This window comes from Caballeronia mineralivorans PML1(12) (genome assembly GCF_001028175.1).
GTDB lineage: Bacteria > Pseudomonadota > Gammaproteobacteria > Burkholderiales > Burkholderiaceae > Caballeronia > Caballeronia mineralivorans.
Genome location: NZ_AEJF01000246.1, coordinates 1 through 17788, shown reverse-complemented (window position 1 = coordinate 17788; position 17788 = coordinate 1). Strand labels below are relative to the sequence as shown.

Here is a 17788-nt window from a genome sequence, read left to right as displayed (position 1 = left end):
CGCAAAATGCCTTTGCCTGCGCGCGGAGTACGAGGCTGACTGTGCCCATCGCATTCGGTGTTCATTCGACGCGCCCACTGCCCAGCCCCCACGCTGCTACGATCACCAGAAAGATCGAACAAGAACCCCATTGGGTTAAGACGCTTGACCACGCCAAAGTCGGGTTTGAAGCCGCCTCGGTATGGCCGGCGAGACGCAGAAGCACGCCCGGCGCGAGTTTCATTTGTTGTTCCACGAACCACCACTTGAGTGTCAAGGCAACCGACGCCAGTCCACTACCGATCAGAACGGCGCCGAGGAACGGGTCATAAGCCGGGCCGGACGGCCGGGAAGCCGAGCATTGGGCGAGGTATGCCACCGCCGCACCGTTGACGGCGGCCGAGAGCATCACAAACCACAACGGAAAGCGCAGGCTGATCGCCACCATGAAGACGATTATCGTCAGCACCTGTGGCCATGCCCTGCGCATCAGAGCACTGCTGATCGCTTTCAGATTGCTCAATTGCTTGCTCATCGTTCGTTATCCTCAAAAGCATCACCATGGCACATGGGATGGTCATCATGCATCGATCCGGCGCGAAGCTCATGCCCATGCCCGCCGTCAGCGCATATCGCTGGCGCAGATCATGGCGGAGGGATTGCGTGTTTCACACGAAGCGCGGTGAGAATGCCCCTCAGGATATCGATGGGGGGCGGTGGGCAGCCCGGTATGGTGACGTCGACGGGAAGCAGATTCGAGAGCGGCCCGCTCACGGCGTAGCTTTCCCTGAAGATGCCGCCTGTACACGCGCACTCGCCGAGCGCGACGACCAGCTTCGGATGTGGCGTCGCCTCGTACGCTCGCCATACCGCTTCCTTCATGTTCAGTGTAAGCGGGCCAGTGACCAGCAGCATGTCGGCATGGCGGGGACTCGCGACGAACTTGATACCCAGACCTTCGATGTTGTAGTACGGATTGTTGAGCGCGTGGATCTCTAATTCGCAGCCGTTGCAAGAGCCTCCATCGATCGCGCGAATGCACAGCGCTCGGCCGAGCACGTCGAGTACTTCCTGCTGGATCCGCTGGCCTTCGGTACGCCATGCGTCATCGCCCTCGGGCAGGCGCTGAGTTGGCGTGCCGGTCTTGGCGATCTGTTTGAGAAGTTGCCACATTACAGGTCGTGTCCGGCGTAGTTCAGATTGAACGACTTGTTGATCAGCGGAAAATCGGGAACGATATTTCCGATGACCGCGTGCTCCAGGGCTGGCCAGTTCTGCCACGACGGGTCATGGCAATGGCAGCGCGAAATGGTCCCATCGACCCCGGTTTCGAGTCCGACGAACACATCGCCGCGCCAGCCTTCGATCCAGCCCACTCCGTAGGATGGCGGCCGGCCGTGTTCGATCTGCTTCATGATGTCGCCGCCTGGTAGATCGCTCAGGAGGATCCGGATCAACCGGATGGACTCGTAGATCTCGTTGAAGCGCACAGCGACCCGGGCTGCCACATCACCCCGATCATCGCTGACCATCTGCACCTGAACCTCGTGGTATGGCGCGTACGGGTGATCGACGCGTACATCGATTTTCCGGCCGCTTGCCCGCCCGACCAGCCCGCACACACCGAAGTGCTCCACCACCTTCGCGCAGAGAAGACCGGTGCCTGCGAAGCGATCCTGCAGGCCAGACTGATCGTCGTAAATGTTTTGCATCACACGAACCTGCGCGTCAATCTGGTCACACTGCGTCGACATCGCGGTGATGAAGCGCGGATCGATGTCCGTTGCGACACCCCCGGGAACGATTCGATCCATCAGATAGCGGTGTCCAAAAGCCCGGTCGTTCAGGCGCAGCCAGTCTTCCTTCAGGCGGGAAAACTGTGCCAGGCCGTACGCAAACCCGGCGTCGTTGCCAAGCGCCCCGAGATCGCCCAGATGATTGGCGACGCGTTCGCGCTCGAGCAACAGCGCACGCAGCCACTGCGCGCGCGGAGCAATGCGTACGTCCAACGCTTGCTCCACCGCCATGCAGTACGCCCATGAGAAGGCGACCGCGGTGTCTCCGGCGACCCGTCCCGCCAGACGATGCCCGAGCAGCAGGGGTGTGCGCTCGAACAGTCGTTCGATGCCCCGGTGCGCATAGCCCAACCGCTCCTCAAGTCGCAGCACTTTCTCGCCGACGACCGAGAAGCGGAAGTGTCCCGGTTCGATCACGCCTGCGTGGATCGGCCCCACTGCAATCTCGTGGACACCGTCTCCGGCGACCGGCACGAACGGGTAGTCCGCTTCCTGCGACTCAAACCGTTCGGTACCGGAGGACAATTTTTGCAGCGGATAGTAGTCGGCCGGCCAGTTGCCATGGTTCAGCCACGGCCGGGTATCCTCGGCGCCGATCGCCCGCAGCCCTAGCAGATCGTAGATGGCCCGTTGCATGCGCGTCGCGCACGAAAAGACTGTCGACAGATCCGGGTATCCGGCTTCGTGCGCGTTTCCATCCCCGTCGCCCACTGGCAGTTGAAGCCACAGGATGCCGTCTTCCAGCGCGTAAGCGGCAGAGATCATGAATGTGCCTGCGGCCTGTTCGGCACCCCACAGGGAGATCAGTCGTCCGCCTGCCTCGCGCACGGTCTCGGCGGTGCGAGTCCACGTGTCGGAATCGATTCGCGCCAGAAAAGCCGAAGACTTGTCCGCAAACGCAGACAGGCGGACTTGATTGGGAAACCCGAATGCCTCGATGCGCATGTGTTACCCCGCGATCATAGCCGCCGCTTGCCGATACCACGTCGCAAGATACGGCGGAATGTAGAGTCCCAGTATCAGCCCGATGCCGAGATGGACGAACACCGGCAGCAATGCCGGCGGATGTTCAAGAGCCTTGGCCGTCGTGTCCCCAAACACCATACCCTGCACGCGCACGAAGATGGCCGCGAACGCCACGGCAAGCGCGAGCAGCAAGAAGGGCGTGGCCCACGGGAGTGTGCTCATCGCGGTGGTCAGGATGAGGAACTCACTCGCGAACACGCCGAATGGCGGCATGCCCAAAATGGCGAGCGCACCCAGCATCATGCCCCACCCAACGGTTGGGCTCACGCGCAACAAACCGCGGATGTCGTCGATTGTCTGGGTACCGGCCTTTTGGACCGCGTGTCCGACGGTGAAGAAGATGGCCGACTTGACGAGCGAATGAACCGTCATGTGCAGCAGACCCGCGAAGGTCGCGGTGGGCCCGCCCAGCCCAAAGGCGAACGTCATCAGGCCCATGTGTTCGATCGACGAATACGAAAAGAGCCGCTTGACGTCTTTCTGCCGGAACATCGAAAAGGTCGCGACCAGCACCGAAACCAGCCCGAAGCCGATCAGCAGGTGTCCCGGCAAACCGTTCTGAAGTGCGCCATCCGCCAGCACCTTGCAGCGCAACACCGCATAGAGCGCAACGTTGAGCAGCAAACCCGACAGCACGGCCGAGATGGGCGTGGGACCTTCGGCATGTGCATCGGGCAGCCAGTTGTGCATCGGCACCAGACCGACCTTGGTGCCATAGCCGATCAGCAGGAACACGAATGCGAGTGACATGATGGTCGGGTCGAGACTCCCCTTGACCGCGTTCAGACTGGTCCAGAGCAGCGCATCGCCGCCGCCGAGTTGCCGGCTCGCGGCGAGGTAGAGAAGAATCGTGCCGAACAGCGCCTGCGCGATACCGACGCCGCACAGGATGAAGTATTTCCACGCGGCTTCGAGGCTTGCTGCGGTTCGGTACACGCTGACCAGCAGCACGGTTGCGAGCGTTGCTGCTTCCATGGCAACCCAGAGGATCCCCATGTTGTTGGTGAGCAGCGCGAGCAGCATCGCAAAGATGAACAACTGGTACATGCTGTGGTAAAGGCGCATGCGAGGGCCGGTCATCTTGCCGCGGTCACGCTCGGTGCGCATGTACGGCCTTGAAAAAATCGAGGTGGTCCAACCGACGAAGGCGGTCAGCGCGACCAGGAACACATTGAGCGGATCGACGAAGAAGAGCTTGCCCAGCGCGAAGGCCGGCCCGTGCGCCACGGTTTGCGCGGCGAGCAGCATGGCGGCGGCAAATGTCAGGAGACTGAACCCGACGTTGAGGTTCGGCGCGAAATGGTGCTGTCCCGCGAGCGCGAGACATCCGCCTGCAAGCAGCGGGATGCCGAGAACCAGCAGCAGGACATAGGCATCAGTCATCTTTGAGTTTTTCAAGGTGATGAATGTCCAGGCTGTCGAACTGCTCGCGAATCTGGAACATGAAGACGCCCAGGATCAGGATGCCGACCAACACATCGAGCCCGATGCCGAGTTCGACGATCATCGGCATGCCGTTCGTCGCCGCAGCAGCGGCAAAAAACAGGCCGTTTTCCATCGACAGGAAACCGATCACCTGGGGGATCGCCTTGGCGCGTGTAATCATCATCATGAACGACAACAACACGCAGGCGAGTGCAATGCCGAGTGTGCCGCGCGCGACCGACGAGGCGAGCTGGCTGATGGGCGACGCCACGTTGAACGCAATGATGACGAGCACGATGCCTATCAGCAGGGTGGCGGGAATATTGAGGAGCGGTTCGACGTCCGTTTTCACGTTGAGCCGATGCACCAGCCGGTAAAGAATCCAGGGAATCAGGCCGACCTTGAGGAGCAGGGTCAGCACAGCGGAGATATAGAGGTGCGTATCGGCCGTAACAAATCCCAATACCAGATTGGCTGACACAAGCGTCAGGCCCTGCAGCGTATAGAGGTGAATCAACGATAGGATCCGGCGCTGGCTGAGCATCGCAAACGACAGCAGCAGCAGGATGGCGGCCAGGAAGTTAATGATCTGCGTGGCGAACCCGTGCATTCACGCCCCCAGCAGAAAGTGAACGAGCATTCCGATGACGGCGAGCAGGAAGGCCATCGCAAGAAACTCCGGCACGCGGAAAATACGCATCTTCGCATTGGTCGTCTCAACTACCGCGAGCGCGGCGCCACCCACCAGCAACTTGACGAACAACGCCGGTATGGCGAACAGCAGCGCCATCGGGTTGCCGGCTTCAGCAATTCCCCATGGGATGAACAACGCAAGGCCGATACAGGAGTAGGCGAACAATTTGAGGCTCGCGGCCCACTCCAGCAGCGCGAGGTGCCTGCCCGAGTACTCAAGAATCAGCGCTTCGTGGATCATCGTCAGTTCGAGATGCGTGGCCGGGTTGTCGACGGGCAGGCGCGCGTTCTCGGCAAGGGACACCATCGTGAAGGCGATCCCCGCGAACGCGAGGCTCGGATAGATCGCCAGTTCGCGATGACTGAGCGTGGCCACGATACTGGTCAGCAAGGTGGACTGCGTGATCAAGGATGCCGAGAACAGCACCATCAGCAACGCAGGTTCCGCCAGGAAACCGAGCAGCATCTCGCGGCGCGCGCCGAGCGTGCCGAACGCAGTGCCGATGTCCATCGCAGCCAGCGAGATTGTCACGCGGGCGAGTGCGAAGAGACCCACCAGGGCGATCGCGTCGGCGGCAGGCGACAGGGGCAGGTCGGTTGAAAGCGTCGGTACGATCGCGCACGCGAGCGTCATGCACGCCCAGACGACGTAGGGCGCCCCGCGGAACACGGGACTGGCATGGTCGGCGACGACCGACTCCTTGTTGAATAGCTTATGGAGCATCCGGTAAGGCTGCCAGATGCTCGGCGCCCGTCGGTTTTGCAACCGGGCGCGACACATGTTGACCCAACCCGTCAGCAAGGGCGCGGCCGCGAGTGCAAGCAGGATCTCCAGTCCCTGGGAGAGTAATCCGGAGAGAGTGATCATCGTCTCACCAGCATCAACAGGACAATCAGCACGAGGAAGCTATGCATCAGATAGACCGCGATGCGGCCCGCCTGGAGCAACCCGGCGAGTGCCGCGACGCGCTTGACCAGCCGCTCCAGCGGTGCATAGATCAGGGTCCACGCACGATCTGTCACGGTGACGCTATAGACCGGGTGTTTGTCGAATGGAGAGGGAAGTTGCCGATCGATCTTGAACAAAGGCGTGAAGATCTCGCGGATCGGCTGGCCGAATCCTTCGGCCGTATCCTGCATGCGCGCGTTCACGAATGGGTAGCCACACGCCCAGGGTATGGCACGCCGCAGGCGCCCATGGTAGAGACGGCGGACCAGCAGCCACGCGAGCCCACAACAGGCGAAGAAGAACAGCAGGAACACCGCCGGCATGTAACTGGCCCGGTCTACGCTAGTGGGTGCCAGCAGCAGCCAGCCATTTCTCGCGACAGCTTGTCCGATGCCAGCACCGACCAACATCTGAGTGACTCGATCCAGAACGATCACGAACTGCACCGGCAATAGGCCGAGCAGCACGCATACTGCCGCGAGCCACACGAAGCCCACCCGCTCCCACGGGCTCGCATCCCGTGCGTCACTGAGCTTCGCCTCGCGGGGCTGGCCGAGAAAGATGATGCCGAAGAACTTGACCATCGTGTAACCCGCGAGCGCAGCCACCAGCGCGATCAGCGCGGCAACGAGCGGAACTACCATGTTCAGGAACGAGTTCGGTAACCCCGGCGTGAACAGAAAGCTTTGCAGCAATAGCCATTCGGACACGAAACCGCTCAATGGCGGCAGGCCCGCACTGGCAAACACACCCACGAGGGCCGCCCACGCGGTCCACGGCATGAAGCGAATCAGGCCGCCCAGGCGCCCGAGATTGCGCTCGCCTGTTGCGTGGAGCACTGAACCGGTCCCGAGGAACAGCAGGCTCTTGAACGTCGCGTGGCTGGCGATCTGATACAGCAGCGCCGTCAACGACAGGGCTGCTAGCGCGTTCATGCCATACGCGCGAAACAGGATCGCGAGTCCCATGCTGACGAACATCAGACCGATGTTGTCGATGGACGAGTAGGCGAGCAGCCGCTTCATGTCCGTCTGGACGGTGCTGAACACGACCCCGAACAGGGCGGTGAAGAGGCCGAGCGCCAGCATCAACGCGCCCCACCACCATAGTTGGACGTGCAGCAAATCAAACACCGTGCGAAGCAGGCCGTAGAGACCGGCCTTCAGAACGAAGCCGCTCATAAGGGCCGATACCGGCGATGGCGCAGCGGGATGCGCCTCGGGCAACCAGACATGTAGCGGGAAAATCCCCGCCTTCGCGCCGAAGCCGAACAGTGCCAGCAGGAATGCGACGGAAGCCCAGAACACGTCCAGATGCTGGAGCCGCATGTTGGCGAACGTGTAGTCGCCCGTATTGGCCTGCAGCAGGCCGAAACACAGCAGGAGCGCCAGCGCGCCAACGTGGGAAATCAGGAAATAGAGATAAGCTGCCCGGCGAATCTCGGCGATGCGGTGATTGGTCATCACCAGGAAGGTGGCCGACAGCGTCATCGTCTCCCACGCAACCATGAAGCAATACGCATCGTCTGCCAGTAGCACGACCGCCAAACTCGCGAGGCACACGTGATACTCGAAACACAGCAAGCCGGGCGGAGTGCCCTCGCCCTTACGGAAATAGCCGGCGGAGAACGCGCTCACGCCTGTGCTCACCACGCCTAGTACCGCCACGAAATACGCCGACAGGCCGTCAAGCCTCAGATGAAACGGCAGGTTCGGCAACCCGAGCGGCAGGATGGCCTCCTGGGGACCGGCAAAAACGCCAGTCACGCCCAGTATGCACAGAAGCAGGCCGAATACCGCACCGACAGGAAACAGGCCATGCGCCACCACACGTGTGCGGCGCAGATTGGCCAGCCCTAGCACCCCAACGACCAGCCAGCCCGCGACCACCAGCAGCACGTAATGGATGACCAGGAAGTGTTCCATCAGTGTTGTCTCCGGTGCCGTCAAATGTCTTGTTCAACAGCTAGCTTGTCGGATGAAGGGTATCTCGAAGCCGGTTCACCCCGGTGGTGGCGTTCCATTTTTTTGACATACCGGTACAGGTCAAGCCCCATCGATGTCGTGATGGCTTCCGCACGGGCATAAAGGTCGAGCCATCCCGGCACCTTTTCCTGCTTGACGCCTATGGCGATGGTGTTGCCTTCGCGTCGCGCCATGGTGCGAAACAGCTTTCCGTTGCACGCACCGCGTATCCGACCGAGGTAGGTGGTGAGCCGCGGGTCGTTGTTCAGCAGGTTGGCCACGAGGACTCCTTCGTTACGCAGCGCGACATAGCAGGAATCGTAAAAGTACTGGCTCGACAGGCTGGCGGGTAAGCCAAACGCGTCGAAGCCGTCAAGGAGGATCACATCCGCGACGCCAACTTTGTCCGAGAGATACTCGACCGCGTCGGCGTGCACGATCTGGAATCTTTCTGAATCAGGTGGAATGAAAAAGCGTTCGCGTAACGCAATCACTCTCTCGTCGATTTCGACGGTAGTCACCCGTGCCGACGGAAACTTATGGAAGCAGTATTTGGACAGTGATCCCCCGCCCAGACCCACGATCAGGATGTCCTTGGGATCGTGCTGAAAGAGCTGGAATGACATCATGGCCCGCGTATAGGCGAGATCGAGTTCTAGCGGATCACCTCTGCGCATTGAGCTTTGTATGCTGAAAGCGTCGAAACACAGCGACCGCGTGCACAGTTCATCGTGTACCACGGGTTTTCCAAACGTCTCTCCCCACTGCTCGGCCAGGGCATGCCTGAGTTGATTGTGATCGGCTGACAATCCAATGTTCTCCTGAAACTACGCAGACCGGTTGCCCTGGACCGGAGTGGTGCCGCGACCGATAAGTCGCGGCAGCCTTAGTGGATTTGCCCGTGCAGGACGGTCGTGGGAGGCGCCCCCGTTACCAGGCGATTTTCGAAACGCGACACTGCGTGAGCGAGCATACGCACTGCGTTTTCGAACAGTGCGTCCGGCTCGAGCATGATGGCCGCTTCGGCGAGACGCCCTTGAGTGATGGAGATTGCGATCACCAGCGCCACGGTATGGAAGCTTGCGTGCGCCAGTTTCAGTTGCAAAAGCTCGGGAGCATCGTCCCACCGTTCGCCATCTTCATGAATCCAGCGTCCGAGCGCGCAACACCGCTCGTTGGCAAATGCCGACGTGACCAGCCTCACGCGCGCGTGCATCCCCGCGTGCATCGCCGTATGCATCCCATTGCGCAACGAGACGCCCGCGATCCGGTGCTCTTCAAGCGTGTCGTCAAACGGCATGGCACTTCTCCTCAATATGGCGCGACTGGCGACTGACGTCCCATGGGTTACCGGGACGAAACAAGCCGACCCCGCATTGTTGCCGCTGCCTGCGCAACCGCAGCATCCCCGTGCATTACTCACCTCCTGGAGGGAGTTCTTCGCTAGGGGTATCAAGTTACCAGTTGATGATAATTGCGTTATCATCCTAGCAGCTTTATTGACCTGATTCCACACGTGATGATCCGTCGGCATTCGCGAAGAACCCATCGGGTTCGTTCGGGGCGTCGGGAATGCAGGGTTTCACCCTGCGTGTGGAATTTCGGAAAACCAGCTTGCTGCACCGGTCCCTGCTTACGCCCGAGCGCTTCGAGCCCGCGAACACACGAGTCGATACTTGATGCCAGCACACTATTTCCGGACCTTGACGGGAAAGGATCGCAGCACTGAGGCCAACAGGCAGCTTGGCTTTTCGCTCGCGTTCGTGGCAGGTGCGACCAACGCCGGCGGATTTCTCGCGGTGAAGCAATACACGTCCCATATGAGCGGCGTGGTATCTGCGATTGCGGACCAGACCGCACTGGGAGACGTTGCGCTCGTCCTTGCGGGCGCCGGATCGCTGATCTCGTTCCTGCTTGGCGCCGCCTGTTCCGCAGTGCTCGTCAATTGGGGGCGACGCAGGCGACTGAACAGTCAGTACGCTTCACCCTTGTTGATCGAAGCTGGCCTGCTCCTGTGTTTCGGTCTGCTCGGCAGCCATCTGGCCTTGTGGGAGCCCCTGTTCGTGCCGACAACGGTCGTGCTCCTCTGCTTCATCATGGGGCTGCAAAACGCGATGATCACGAAGCTATCCGATGCGGAAATTCGTACCACCCACATGACGGGCATCGTGACGGATATCGGCATCGAGCTCGGCAAGCTCCTCTACTGGAATTCCTCCAGGGTCGACGCCGCCGAGCCGTTCGTGCTCGCGAATCGGGCGAAGCTGAAAGTACACGGGACGATGCTGACCGTGTTCTTCATCGGTGGCGTCACGGGGGCGATGGGATTCAAGCACATTGGATACGCGGCAACGATTCCCCTGGCAGGACTGTTAATCGTGCTGGCGATCGTGCCGTTGATTGATGATCTGCGCGGCCAGATCTACCGGCTTGACCGCTAGTACGACAGTTGTAACGACGTGTGAACGAAGGAACTTAGATGCATGAACGCGCACGGCCCTGTGCCATGCTGAAAATCTTTCTGGTTGAGGACTCGCCCCTGGTTCGACAGCGGATCGCGGCGCTTATCGGGGCCATCAAGGGAGTTGAGATCGTCGGAGAGGCACAGGAGGCGGGCAATGCCCTGAGCGGCATTGCATCCACGGACGCAGATGTTGTTATTTTGGATCTGCGATTGACTCGCGGCAGCGGCTCGGACGTCCTCGCAGGCCTCGCGCGAAGCAGGCAGCCGGTCATCACGATAGTGCTAACCAACTATTCGAGCGCGATGGTCCGCGAAGCCTGTTTGTCGGCCGGAGCCAACTATTTCTTCGACAAGATGAGCGAGTTCGATCTGGCGCGGGACGTGATTGAATCTATCGCGCACGCACGTGCTGCAAGCGCGACCGGCTGCGCAGAAGTCGATCCGCGCCTCGCTCGCGCGGAATCGCAGTCGGGGTGAGGAGTGGGTTACTGGCTTTTGATACACATAGTATGATAATAGAATCATAATTAATTTACGTTACAATACTAATTTCCAGAATCAACTGGTCTGCTTCCTGTTCATCGAATCAGAGTGATCAGATCGAGCGAAACAGAGCGTTCACCAACGCTTGGCGGGGAGATCGATGTGATTGATACGAGTGTTCCGCTACTGTCCCACGACTACACGCACCTGTTTTTACGCGATGTGATAGGCCGTCGTGGACTAATTGTCGTCGGTGTGGGCAAAGCGGGCGAACGCGGATTTCAGATGCTGTACCGGTTTTCTGATATCTGCGACTGCCTGGAAGAGTGCGGGATCAACGTCATCTTCGTTTATCAGAAGGAATCGGTGCGTCATGTTCAGGACGCACCCTCGTTATTCGGCGCGCGATGCAGGCAAAGGCCCTGTCTGTTTCTGGACGACGACGGTCAATTCTTTCGCGGTCCGCCTCACCCAAAATCGCTTCGCGCGGTATATCTGGATCCGCAAATGCGACGGCTCGATACTGCCGACATCGGGTTGAGGGAGGAAACGTGGGACCCATTGCTGCGCGCTTTCTTCGCCCAGGTTGTCGCACGTTCCATGCATTGAACAGGACCAGAAGGGGCTCGGAGCCCTGACACGGATTACGCACGAGGGAGCGGGTTGGTGGAGGCATTGATTCAGGTAGGCGGGCGATCGGGATTGAACGGACACGGGTCAGCAAGGCTTGCCGTAACCGCCGCCCAGTTTGTGAGCGATATCGTCTGCATGGCGAACGGCCGGTCCGTCAACGCTAAGGATGTCATGTCGGTCATGTCGTTGCGGGCGAAGCCGGGCACGCTTGTGCGCATCTTGGCAACGGGTCCCGACGAAGTAGTGGCGCTCGAAGCGCTTTCGGCCATTCTGCGTGCACAGGAATCCTCCTGATCTGATCCTGGTAAGACACTACGCGCGCATCCGTCGATCGGCCCCGCAATAATTTGCGCTCAATTATGCCCAAGAAGAGAAAGAGAATTCTGAACAAGCCGTTGGTCATACAGAACGAGCAGATTGTTTCGCTGTACTTTGATGCACGCGGGGTCCAGAGCACCATGTTGCTGCACGATCCTTACGCCCTTGCCCTGGGGTACACGCGCACGATGATGGGTTTCCTGCTGTTCCGGCCGTCCCCTCGGCGCATCTCGATGATCGGTCTGGGTGGCGGTTCGCTCGCGAAATACTGCTACCGCCATTTGCCGGACACTACCATTACCGCCGTCGAAATCAATCCGCAGGTGATCGCGCTGCGCGACCAGTTCCATGTGCCGCGTGATGATGAACGCTTTACGGTAATTTGTGCGGACGGTGCGAAGTACGTTACGGTTTTGGTTCCGGATCAACGGCCCGACGTTCTGCTGGTCGATGGCTACGATGCCGATGGCCTGCCCGCCGAGCTGGGCAGCAGGACGTTCTATGAAGCCTGTCGTCGACGGTTGAGCGATGACGGCATGCTGGTGGCCAATCTGGTCACGGATGAACCGGACTTCCATCGCTACTTGCGCTCGCTCAGGGAAGTCTTCGCCAACGCGGTGACCCTGGCCCCGTCGGAGGGCAGTCAGCACAATGTCACCGTTTTTGCGTGGAAGGGCGACACCGACGGACTTCCTTCGCTTGCAGTCATGCTCGACCGGGCGCGCGGGCTCGCAGCCGGACACGCAGTGAACCTTCATGCTACGGCCACGCGCATCGAGTACGGCAAGCGATTTAACTGGAACAGATATGGGCAGACGTGTTGAGCGCATTCGCCTGCTTTGTGCAGATGTCGGCAGGCACGTTCCCGGCCTTTTGAGCAGCCGCATTCCCGAGGAAGGAGATGACAGCAGGAAGCGACAACGAAAGCAGCGCCGTGACCCATTCGGCCGTCTGGGCTCTTGAGCGTCTGGCCCATCAGCGATACGGCCGCGACGCCCCCTCCCTGAACTGGTCGGTCGCTCAGGACCTGCTTAAGGCAGGATTGGTATCCGTCCCGAGACCAGGACGAGGCGGTGTCTCGATTACCCTGGCTGGACAGGATTTTCTGCATGCGGGGGCAGAGCTTTAGGGTGCCGTCGCCACGCGTTGTTTGAGCCAGCAGATCGACGGCTGAGCGCAGCAAGCGCACGGGATTGGTCACCGCTGTGCGCTGCTGGCGCCACGAAGATGACTCGAGTTACACGATGTATTATAATTCAATTAACATATCTGGACTTCGCCCCCTGTCATGGAAACAAAAAGCGCTCGACTCACGATTCTGATCGATCCTGTGAAGAAGGAAGCGTTCGAAAAACTGTGCGCCGCGCAGGATTTGACGCCCTCACAGGTGGTGCGGCAACTGATTCGCGAATACCTTGAGCAGCACGGTGTCACCTACAAGACAAAGAGCGCCGTTGGTGTGCGCCCACGTCGAAAAACGGCCTGAAGTACACCCGTTTCAAGTCCATGACGCGATCCGGCGGGCAAGTCGTCGCTGGTTCGTACAGCACGCAGGCTGCCCGCTACTCCTTCAGGCTGTTTCGTTTGCAACATGCAGGTAAATGACACGTCTTCGGCTGTGCGCGACTATGCACGATCGCCAGGCTCGCACGATACTACGAGTTGTGAAATGCACCGCCTGGAGCTGAAAGCAGAGCTGCTCTGCTTCCTCACGTTATCTGAGATCGTCGCCTTTCGCACCGGTGGAGCATGGTTGCGGGTCGACCATCTTGTCGAGAGCACGAGGACCTGGCTACGCCGCCACGATCATCACGCCGACTGGCACCTACGGATAAAATTAAGTCGAATGGCCGCCGATCTCGCGTGCCGACTCGTGAAGGCCGACGACATCGCGCACGGCCGGCGGGATGTCCTCGGGTTCTTCACCAGCGATATGCAGATCAACTTCGCGTCACCGCAAGTGATCGTTGTCTACGCTCAATGTGTGGACACGCTGATGCCGGGGCATTAGCGGGGCGTCGGCACGTTGCTGAGATGGCCAAGTAAATCGCCGCAATGAAGAATGCAAACGGCTTTATCACAGTCATCGTTTCCGCCTGCGGTCGTCATAGTTGCGCAGCGTGCTGGTGTTTCCAGTTTCAGTTGAGCCCACCCGACATTGAAAGTTGCTGTTCAAGCGCGGTGTGAGATCGTCAGTTCCGTCCCGAAGGTTGTGTCGCAATAAGCATGCGCTAGGATGTTCGGGACAACCTGAGGGCCTGAGAGTTTGATGAAATTTGTGAAAGGGCAGATGCAAAACAGCAGTAGCGGTCAGACTCCCGCCGAGCAGTTCTACTCGTTAGTAAAATAAGCATTCCTTATTATATCGATATTTCTCTGTCCACCGTTCTTATTGCGACAGAACCCGCGGCCGCCGTCGACATCGACGAACGCGTGTGAGTCATCGCAACTCACGTCAACCGCCTTCCTTCCTCATCATTTCCTGCGTCACGATGTGGTCCGTATCGTTGCCTCGCCGAATGAATGCCGTCTGGTCGACTAGCCGGACAAGCTCGGCCTGGCCTTGCGCCCCCGTCTTTAGGAAAACGTGGTGCAGGTGCGTGCGAGCCGTTGACGGCAGTACGCCAAGCGCCTCGGCGACCGCGCTTATACCGTCGCCTTTTCCCACCGCGCAGGCGATTCGAGCCTCGGCGCGCGTCAGTCCGTAGAACGCTCTAATTTGTTCCTCGGCGCTCACCACCGCCGAGTTCGGGTCGATAACGATGACGACCGCCGCAGGCCCGTGGGACACGACGGCCGCCCAGCTTGTCCTCGCGGTAAGCGGCGCTACCAGCACCTGGTATGCGCGCTTCAAGGAGGGGCGTTCAATTGTCATTGCGCCACCGACCTCAACATCGTGTCCGACGCCTGCAGCCTGAGCCACTAGCGCACGAAGCCTGTTCGTCCGTGCCGGGGTTAATGCACACAAGCCGCGAGGGCTGCATTGGACGCCGTCCGCGCGCGCTAACAGCGCCTCAGCCGCCCGGTTTGCGAATTTGATGCGCGTCGATGCATCCACCACGAAAAGAGCGGGCGTCAACAGGTCCAGCACCTCAATAGCTGCGCGCCGCTCGTTGCTGAGTTGACCAATACGCAGGTGCACCTGCATGGCACGCTGCAAATGTGGTGCGAGTTGATGCAGTAAGCGTGGTCCATCCGAGCCAGTCTTCCGGTCGGACTTCTGCGGGGACGCACAAACGAGCACGCCAAGGGAATCACCCTCGTGCAAGAATTTCGTCATAGTGGCCTTGTACAGGCCTTGTGGACGCACCCACTGCTGATAGAACTCACTCCGCTCGAGCGTGCTGCCGGATACCGCTCCCTCGGTCACCACGGTGCCAGGTACCGTGGCTCTGACGGCCTGCATCACGGGGTCGAGTTCGACAAAGTGGTTTTCGTAGGCGCGTGTGAACGAGGCCTCGGCCCCCAGCCAGGCCAGCAGCTCGACGCGCGGACCTGAGTTCTCTAGTGACAGCCGAGCGACGGGCGAACCGATTTGGTCGGCGATGAGCCGGAGGAGGTCGGGCCAGCGACCCGGCTCGAGCGCCGCGTCATACGCCGATGCAATAAGCCTTGCCGCCTCGTTGGCTGAGTACATCCCAGTCTCCGCATTGGTGAAGCGGCCACTCGTTCAACTCCGAGTGGACTTACATCACCGTCGAATACTCGCAAAGTGCGCTTTTTCACTCCTTGCGCGTCTCCATCAAACGGTGGAGGTGGACCTTTCTTTTTCTTAATATAGTCAACTGAGCGCGCAGCAGCGTGGCCCTTTGCCCGGTGTAGGAAACTCGTCAGCTAGCGCACTTCTTTTGTGCGTTGGGCGGCAGCCGATATTCGCGAGTGGCGACTTCCACCATCGCACCGTCAGACCGGTGCGCTCGGTCAGACGCGTATTTCCGCATTCCTCGAACGCGGTCTTGCCGCACAAAAATTATTGATTTCTTCATCTGGCGTCGATGGCGGCCCCGTCAGCTCAGTCGCAACATTGCGTGAAGGGTTCCGTATAAAACGCCAGCTCGGTTTCTGCGCACAGCGCTGTAAAACCGCTTTTTCGCCATCTTTCAATGGGCCGTGCCAATCCTTTTTATGGAGTTCTCGGAAATGAAAACGCTTCGAATCATGGCGGCCAGTGCCGTCGTCCTCGTGTTCGGACACGCCCAGGCGCAAGATGCGACCGTGGCACCGCAACCGTCGCCAGTCTCCCAGGAATCGGCGACGCCCTCCGTAGGCGGTGTTTCTGACGCGAGCAGAAGTGACGCGGGTTCGCCGATTGGAAAGACAAGACAGCAGGTGTATCAAGAGTATCTGCGCGCGCGTCAGTCCGGCGAGATGGACCGGATACAAAGCTTATACGGCGGACAATGAGATCAAACGAAGTAGCGGTGAATGCTTTTCGCAAACGCGACGCAAACGGCGGGAAGGTCTCCAGGACGTCTTGTTGAGCATCACTCGGCGGCCTCCCCACTTAACCTCAATCAGCGCGGGGCAATGCCTTCGCTTCGGATAAGGGTTACCGGTACCGTTGCTGAGGCTTTGCTAAAAATGCCGTGTTCTTTTCGTATAATTGATAAGAATTCCGAAGTATGACCGAGAGAAATCACCCTCACTTTCCTGCTCGTCCTTTAGCATAATACGTGCCACCACCAACCTTATACGTAGAACTGGGGGCCTCCTTGCGAGGCCCTCGCAATCGCTATCGCATCCTCAATTTCTCAGAGTTGATTGAAACCGCTTGGCCAGTCGGCTGCAGAGGCCATTTTGACCCGGGTTCGCCAACCGTCTCCGTCTAATGAGGCTGTTTCAGACCGGCCTTGATTGTCGCGCGAACACGCTTGGCGACAAACAGGGGCACAAAGTCCTGAATTCTCGCACCTTCCGCAAACTCGGCCCACGTGTCCGCGTAGAGCTTGGAAACCGTTTCAGACGAAGTATTCGTCTCCGTCGCAATTGTCTGTACAACCTCGCTGGCATCAGTCGGTGTCATAGCTCTCTCGCCTCCGCGAACGATGGAACAGCACAGAGTAGAGGCGTGTCGATAATGCAAATCCAATTGAACGTGACTATTGACGAGGCAGTTGCGAGAGGCGCGGCCATTTACCGGGCAAAATTCGCCAGTTGTGCCTGGTATGCGCCTTCAAGTTTCGCGACTTATCAAAGCCACCAATGCCATCTATCGGGGACCCAAGACAGCAGGAACCGCGGCTAGACGTGCACCCCATACTTTTGCGTGTGGCCAGTTCATTGCTATACCGGCTGGTATGCCACGTCTGTACGATTTCATTTCGGCAGTTGTTTGGCTCGATTTCATAACAAATCGAGTCTAGGAGTACGAAGTTTCTCACCAGCTCACCAGGCTCCCGGCAAAAATGGCTGACGCACTTCTGCTCGGTCACAGGGCGCGAGATGCCCAGCGTGCTCCGATCGCGATCGCCTCGGCCATCTCAAACACCTTGGGAATTGGCCGCCTCCTCGCGCGACCCGGCGTTCCGGATGCGCTGCTCGAAACTGGTCCAGTTCATTGGCTAGCAGGTTCGCAAGGTCCACATTGGTCGGCGCGATATTGATACTCAGTCAGTGAGGTTTCTCGTCACCTTTTGCCTCGTACACAACTGTCGACGTAATCAGCCCACTCCTGCATGACTCGGCGGCGGTCCTCATCGAAGGTCGTGCGGTCATAGGCCTTCTGCACGTCGCCCCGTTTCGCGTGGGCCAACTGCGCTTCGAGCACGTCGATATCGATGCCCAGGCGCTCGCGGCCGACGGTGCGGAGCATGCCCCGGAAGCCGTGCGTTGCGTGCTTGCCTTGAAATCCCATATCGCGCAGCGCCTTGCTGAGGGCGTCACGGTGTAGATGCGGTGTTTTCTGTTTGGCCGGAGACGGAAAAACATAGGCACTATCGCCCGTTATTGTTTTTAGTTTGTGCAGAACAATCAGCGCTTGCCGGGGAAGTGGAACGATGTGGTCATGCCGCATCTTCATGCGTTCACCGGGAATATGCCATTCGGCCGCGTCGAGATC

At 59.5% G+C, this 17788-nt stretch carries 21 protein-coding genes; 9 read left to right on the top strand and 12 right to left on the bottom strand.

All coding sequences use genetic code 11. The features are described 5' to 3' along the window. Positions 1-61 precede the first annotated feature (61 nt). The 9 genes from EOS_RS40255 to EOS_RS40215 all read right to left on the bottom strand — a co-directional run bounded on the left by EOS_RS40255 (position 62) and on the right by EOS_RS40215 (position 9132). A complete protein-coding gene (locus EOS_RS40255) occupies positions 62-514 on the bottom strand; it encodes a hypothetical protein (protein WP_047897816.1) in 453 nt (150 codons plus the stop codon). A gap of 110 nt (positions 515-624) precedes the next feature. Next, a complete protein-coding gene (locus EOS_RS40250) occupies positions 625-1152 on the bottom strand; it encodes an NADH-quinone oxidoreductase subunit B family protein (RefSeq protein WP_047897815.1) in 528 nt (175 codons plus the stop codon). Continuing rightward, positions 1152-2720: a hydrogenase large subunit gene (locus EOS_RS40245; RefSeq protein ID WP_047897814.1), complete on the bottom strand. Its 1569-nt coding sequence runs from the start codon at positions 2718-2720 to the stop codon at positions 1152-1154. Before EOS_RS40245 ends, EOS_RS40250 begins: the two co-directional genes overlap by 1 nt. Positions 2721-2723: 3 nt before the next feature. Next, positions 2724-4184, bottom strand: coding sequence for a hydrogenase 4 subunit F (locus tag EOS_RS40240; protein ID WP_047897813.1), 1461 nt, complete (start codon positions 4182-4184; stop codon positions 2724-2726). Further along, the gene (locus tag EOS_RS40235; RefSeq protein ID WP_047897812.1) at positions 4177-4836 is read right to left on the bottom strand and encodes a formate hydrogenlyase; all 660 of its coding nucleotides are present in this window, start codon (positions 4834-4836) and stop codon (positions 4177-4179) included. The genes EOS_RS40240 and EOS_RS40235 overlap by 8 nt, the downstream gene beginning before the upstream one ends. Next, a complete protein-coding gene (locus EOS_RS40230) occupies positions 4837-5787 on the bottom strand; it encodes a respiratory chain complex I subunit 1 family protein (protein WP_047897811.1) in 951 nt (316 codons plus the stop codon). After that, the gene (gene hyfB, locus EOS_RS40225) at positions 5784-7793 is read right to left on the bottom strand and encodes a hydrogenase 4 subunit B (protein ID WP_047897810.1); all 2010 of its coding nucleotides are present in this window, start codon (positions 7791-7793) and stop codon (positions 5784-5786) included. Before hyfB ends, EOS_RS40230 begins: the two co-directional genes overlap by 4 nt. Positions 7794-7813: 20 nt before the next feature. Beyond that, positions 7814-8641: a fused MFS/spermidine synthase gene (locus EOS_RS40220; protein WP_075645482.1), complete on the bottom strand. Its 828-nt coding sequence runs from the start codon at positions 8639-8641 to the stop codon at positions 7814-7816. A gap of 77 nt (positions 8642-8718) precedes the next feature. Beyond that, complete coding sequence (locus tag EOS_RS40215; protein WP_053064225.1) at positions 8719-9132, bottom strand: CZB domain-containing protein; 414 nt, start codon at positions 9130-9132, stop codon at positions 8719-8721. A 379-nt stretch (positions 9133-9511) separates the two neighbouring features. On the opposite strand from EOS_RS40215, the gene EOS_RS40210 reads away from it, so the two are divergent. From EOS_RS40210 to EOS_RS40180, 8 genes are all read left to right on the top strand, one after another. Next, positions 9512-10273 (top strand): YoaK family protein, encoded by a 762-nt coding sequence (locus EOS_RS40210; protein WP_047897809.1) that lies wholly within the window; start codon positions 9512-9514, stop codon positions 10271-10273. 38 nt (positions 10274-10311) lie between these two features. Continuing rightward, positions 10312-10773 carry a response regulator gene (locus EOS_RS40205; RefSeq protein WP_063177473.1) on the top strand — a complete coding sequence of 154 codons (462 nt, stop codon included), beginning with the start codon at positions 10312-10314 and terminating at the stop codon, positions 10771-10773. A 168-nt stretch (positions 10774-10941) separates the two neighbouring features. Next, on the top strand, positions 10942-11388 hold the full coding sequence (locus EOS_RS40200) for a hypothetical protein (RefSeq protein WP_047897841.1): 447 nt from the start codon (positions 10942-10944) through the stop codon (positions 11386-11388). 54 nt (positions 11389-11442) lie between these two features. Continuing rightward, the gene (locus EOS_RS40195) at positions 11443-11706 is read left to right on the top strand and encodes an HPr family phosphocarrier protein (RefSeq protein WP_047897808.1); all 264 of its coding nucleotides are present in this window, start codon (positions 11443-11445) and stop codon (positions 11704-11706) included. A gap of 65 nt (positions 11707-11771) precedes the next feature. Further along, positions 11772-12554 carry a fused MFS/spermidine synthase gene (locus EOS_RS40190; RefSeq protein WP_047897807.1) on the top strand — a complete coding sequence of 261 codons (783 nt, stop codon included), beginning with the start codon at positions 11772-11774 and terminating at the stop codon, positions 12552-12554. 77 nt (positions 12555-12631) lie between these two features. Next, positions 12632-12859, top strand: a complete 228-nt coding sequence (locus tag EOS_RS48555) for a hypothetical protein (RefSeq protein ID WP_075645481.1) — start codon at positions 12632-12634, stop codon at positions 12857-12859. 159 nt (positions 12860-13018) lie between these two features. After that, on the top strand, positions 13019-13216 hold the full coding sequence (locus EOS_RS40185; protein ID WP_047897806.1) for a ribbon-helix-helix protein, CopG family: 198 nt from the start codon (positions 13019-13021) through the stop codon (positions 13214-13216). A gap of 183 nt (positions 13217-13399) precedes the next feature. Next, complete coding sequence (locus EOS_RS40180) at positions 13400-13741, top strand: hypothetical protein (RefSeq protein ID WP_047897805.1); 342 nt, start codon at positions 13400-13402, stop codon at positions 13739-13741. A gap of 444 nt (positions 13742-14185) precedes the next feature. Here the strand turns inward: EOS_RS40180 and EOS_RS40175 are convergent, their stop codons facing one another. After that, on the bottom strand, positions 14186-15367 hold the full coding sequence (locus EOS_RS40175; protein ID WP_047897804.1) for a helix-turn-helix transcriptional regulator: 1182 nt from the start codon (positions 15365-15367) through the stop codon (positions 14186-14188). A gap of 503 nt (positions 15368-15870) precedes the next feature. Here EOS_RS40175 and EOS_RS40170 point away from each other — a divergent pair. Further along, complete coding sequence (locus EOS_RS40170) at positions 15871-16134, top strand: hypothetical protein (protein WP_047897803.1); 264 nt, start codon at positions 15871-15873, stop codon at positions 16132-16134. Positions 16135-16555: 421 nt separating this feature from the next. On the opposite strand, the gene EOS_RS40165 is transcribed toward EOS_RS40170, so the two are convergent. Both EOS_RS40165 and EOS_RS40160 read right to left on the bottom strand, forming a co-directional pair. Then, on the bottom strand, positions 16556-16753 hold the full coding sequence (locus tag EOS_RS40165) for a DUF3562 domain-containing protein (protein ID WP_047897802.1): 198 nt from the start codon (positions 16751-16753) through the stop codon (positions 16556-16558). Between the two features lie 603 nt (positions 16754-17356). Further along, the coding region (locus EOS_RS40160; RefSeq protein WP_047897801.1) for a tyrosine-type recombinase/integrase at positions 17357-17788 on the bottom strand (432 nt) is incomplete at its 5' end.

Bases quoted from the DNA above. Each gene is read 5' to 3' on its own strand.
- EOS_RS40255 (WP_047897816.1), bottom strand. From the start codon at position 514: ATGAGCAAGCAATTGAGCAATCTGAAAGCGATCAGCAGTGCTCTGATG.
- EOS_RS40250 (WP_047897815.1), bottom strand. From the start codon at position 1,152: ATGTGGCAACTTCTCAAACAGATCGCCAAGACCGGCACGCCAACTCAG.
- EOS_RS40245 (WP_047897814.1), bottom strand. From the start codon at position 2,720: ATGCGCATCGAGGCATTCGGGTTTCCCAATCAAGTCCGCCTGTCTGCG.
- EOS_RS40240 (WP_047897813.1), bottom strand. From the start codon at position 4,184: ATGACTGATGCCTATGTCCTGCTGCTGGTTCTCGGCATCCCGCTGCTT.
- EOS_RS40235 (WP_047897812.1), bottom strand. From the start codon at position 4,836: ATGCACGGGTTCGCCACGCAGATCATTAACTTCCTGGCCGCCATCCTG.
- EOS_RS40230 (WP_047897811.1), bottom strand. From the start codon at position 5,787: ATGATCACTCTCTCCGGATTACTCTCCCAGGGACTGGAGATCCTGCTT.
- hyfB (WP_047897810.1), bottom strand. From the start codon at position 7,793: ATGGAACACTTCCTGGTCATCCATTACGTGCTGCTGGTGGTCGCGGGC.
- EOS_RS40215 (WP_053064225.1), bottom strand. From the start codon at position 9,132: ATGCCGTTTGACGACACGCTTGAAGAGCACCGGATCGCGGGCGTCTCG.
- EOS_RS40210 (WP_047897809.1), top strand. From the start codon at position 9,512: ATGCCAGCACACTATTTCCGGACCTTGACGGGAAAGGATCGCAGCACT.
- EOS_RS40205 (WP_063177473.1), top strand. From the start codon at position 10,312: ATGCATGAACGCGCACGGCCCTGTGCCATGCTGAAAATCTTTCTGGTT.
- EOS_RS40190 (WP_047897807.1), top strand. From the start codon at position 11,772: ATGCCCAAGAAGAGAAAGAGAATTCTGAACAAGCCGTTGGTCATACAG.
- EOS_RS48555 (WP_075645481.1), top strand. From the start codon at position 12,632: ATGACAGCAGGAAGCGACAACGAAAGCAGCGCCGTGACCCATTCGGCC.
- EOS_RS40185 (WP_047897806.1), top strand. From the start codon at position 13,019: ATGGAAACAAAAAGCGCTCGACTCACGATTCTGATCGATCCTGTGAAG.
- EOS_RS40180 (WP_047897805.1), top strand. From the start codon at position 13,400: ATGCACCGCCTGGAGCTGAAAGCAGAGCTGCTCTGCTTCCTCACGTTA.
- EOS_RS40175 (WP_047897804.1), bottom strand. From the start codon at position 15,367: ATGTACTCAGCCAACGAGGCGGCAAGGCTTATTGCATCGGCGTATGAC.
- EOS_RS40170 (WP_047897803.1), top strand. From the start codon at position 15,871: ATGAAAACGCTTCGAATCATGGCGGCCAGTGCCGTCGTCCTCGTGTTC.
- EOS_RS40165 (WP_047897802.1), bottom strand. From the start codon at position 16,753: ATGACACCGACTGATGCCAGCGAGGTTGTACAGACAATTGCGACGGAG.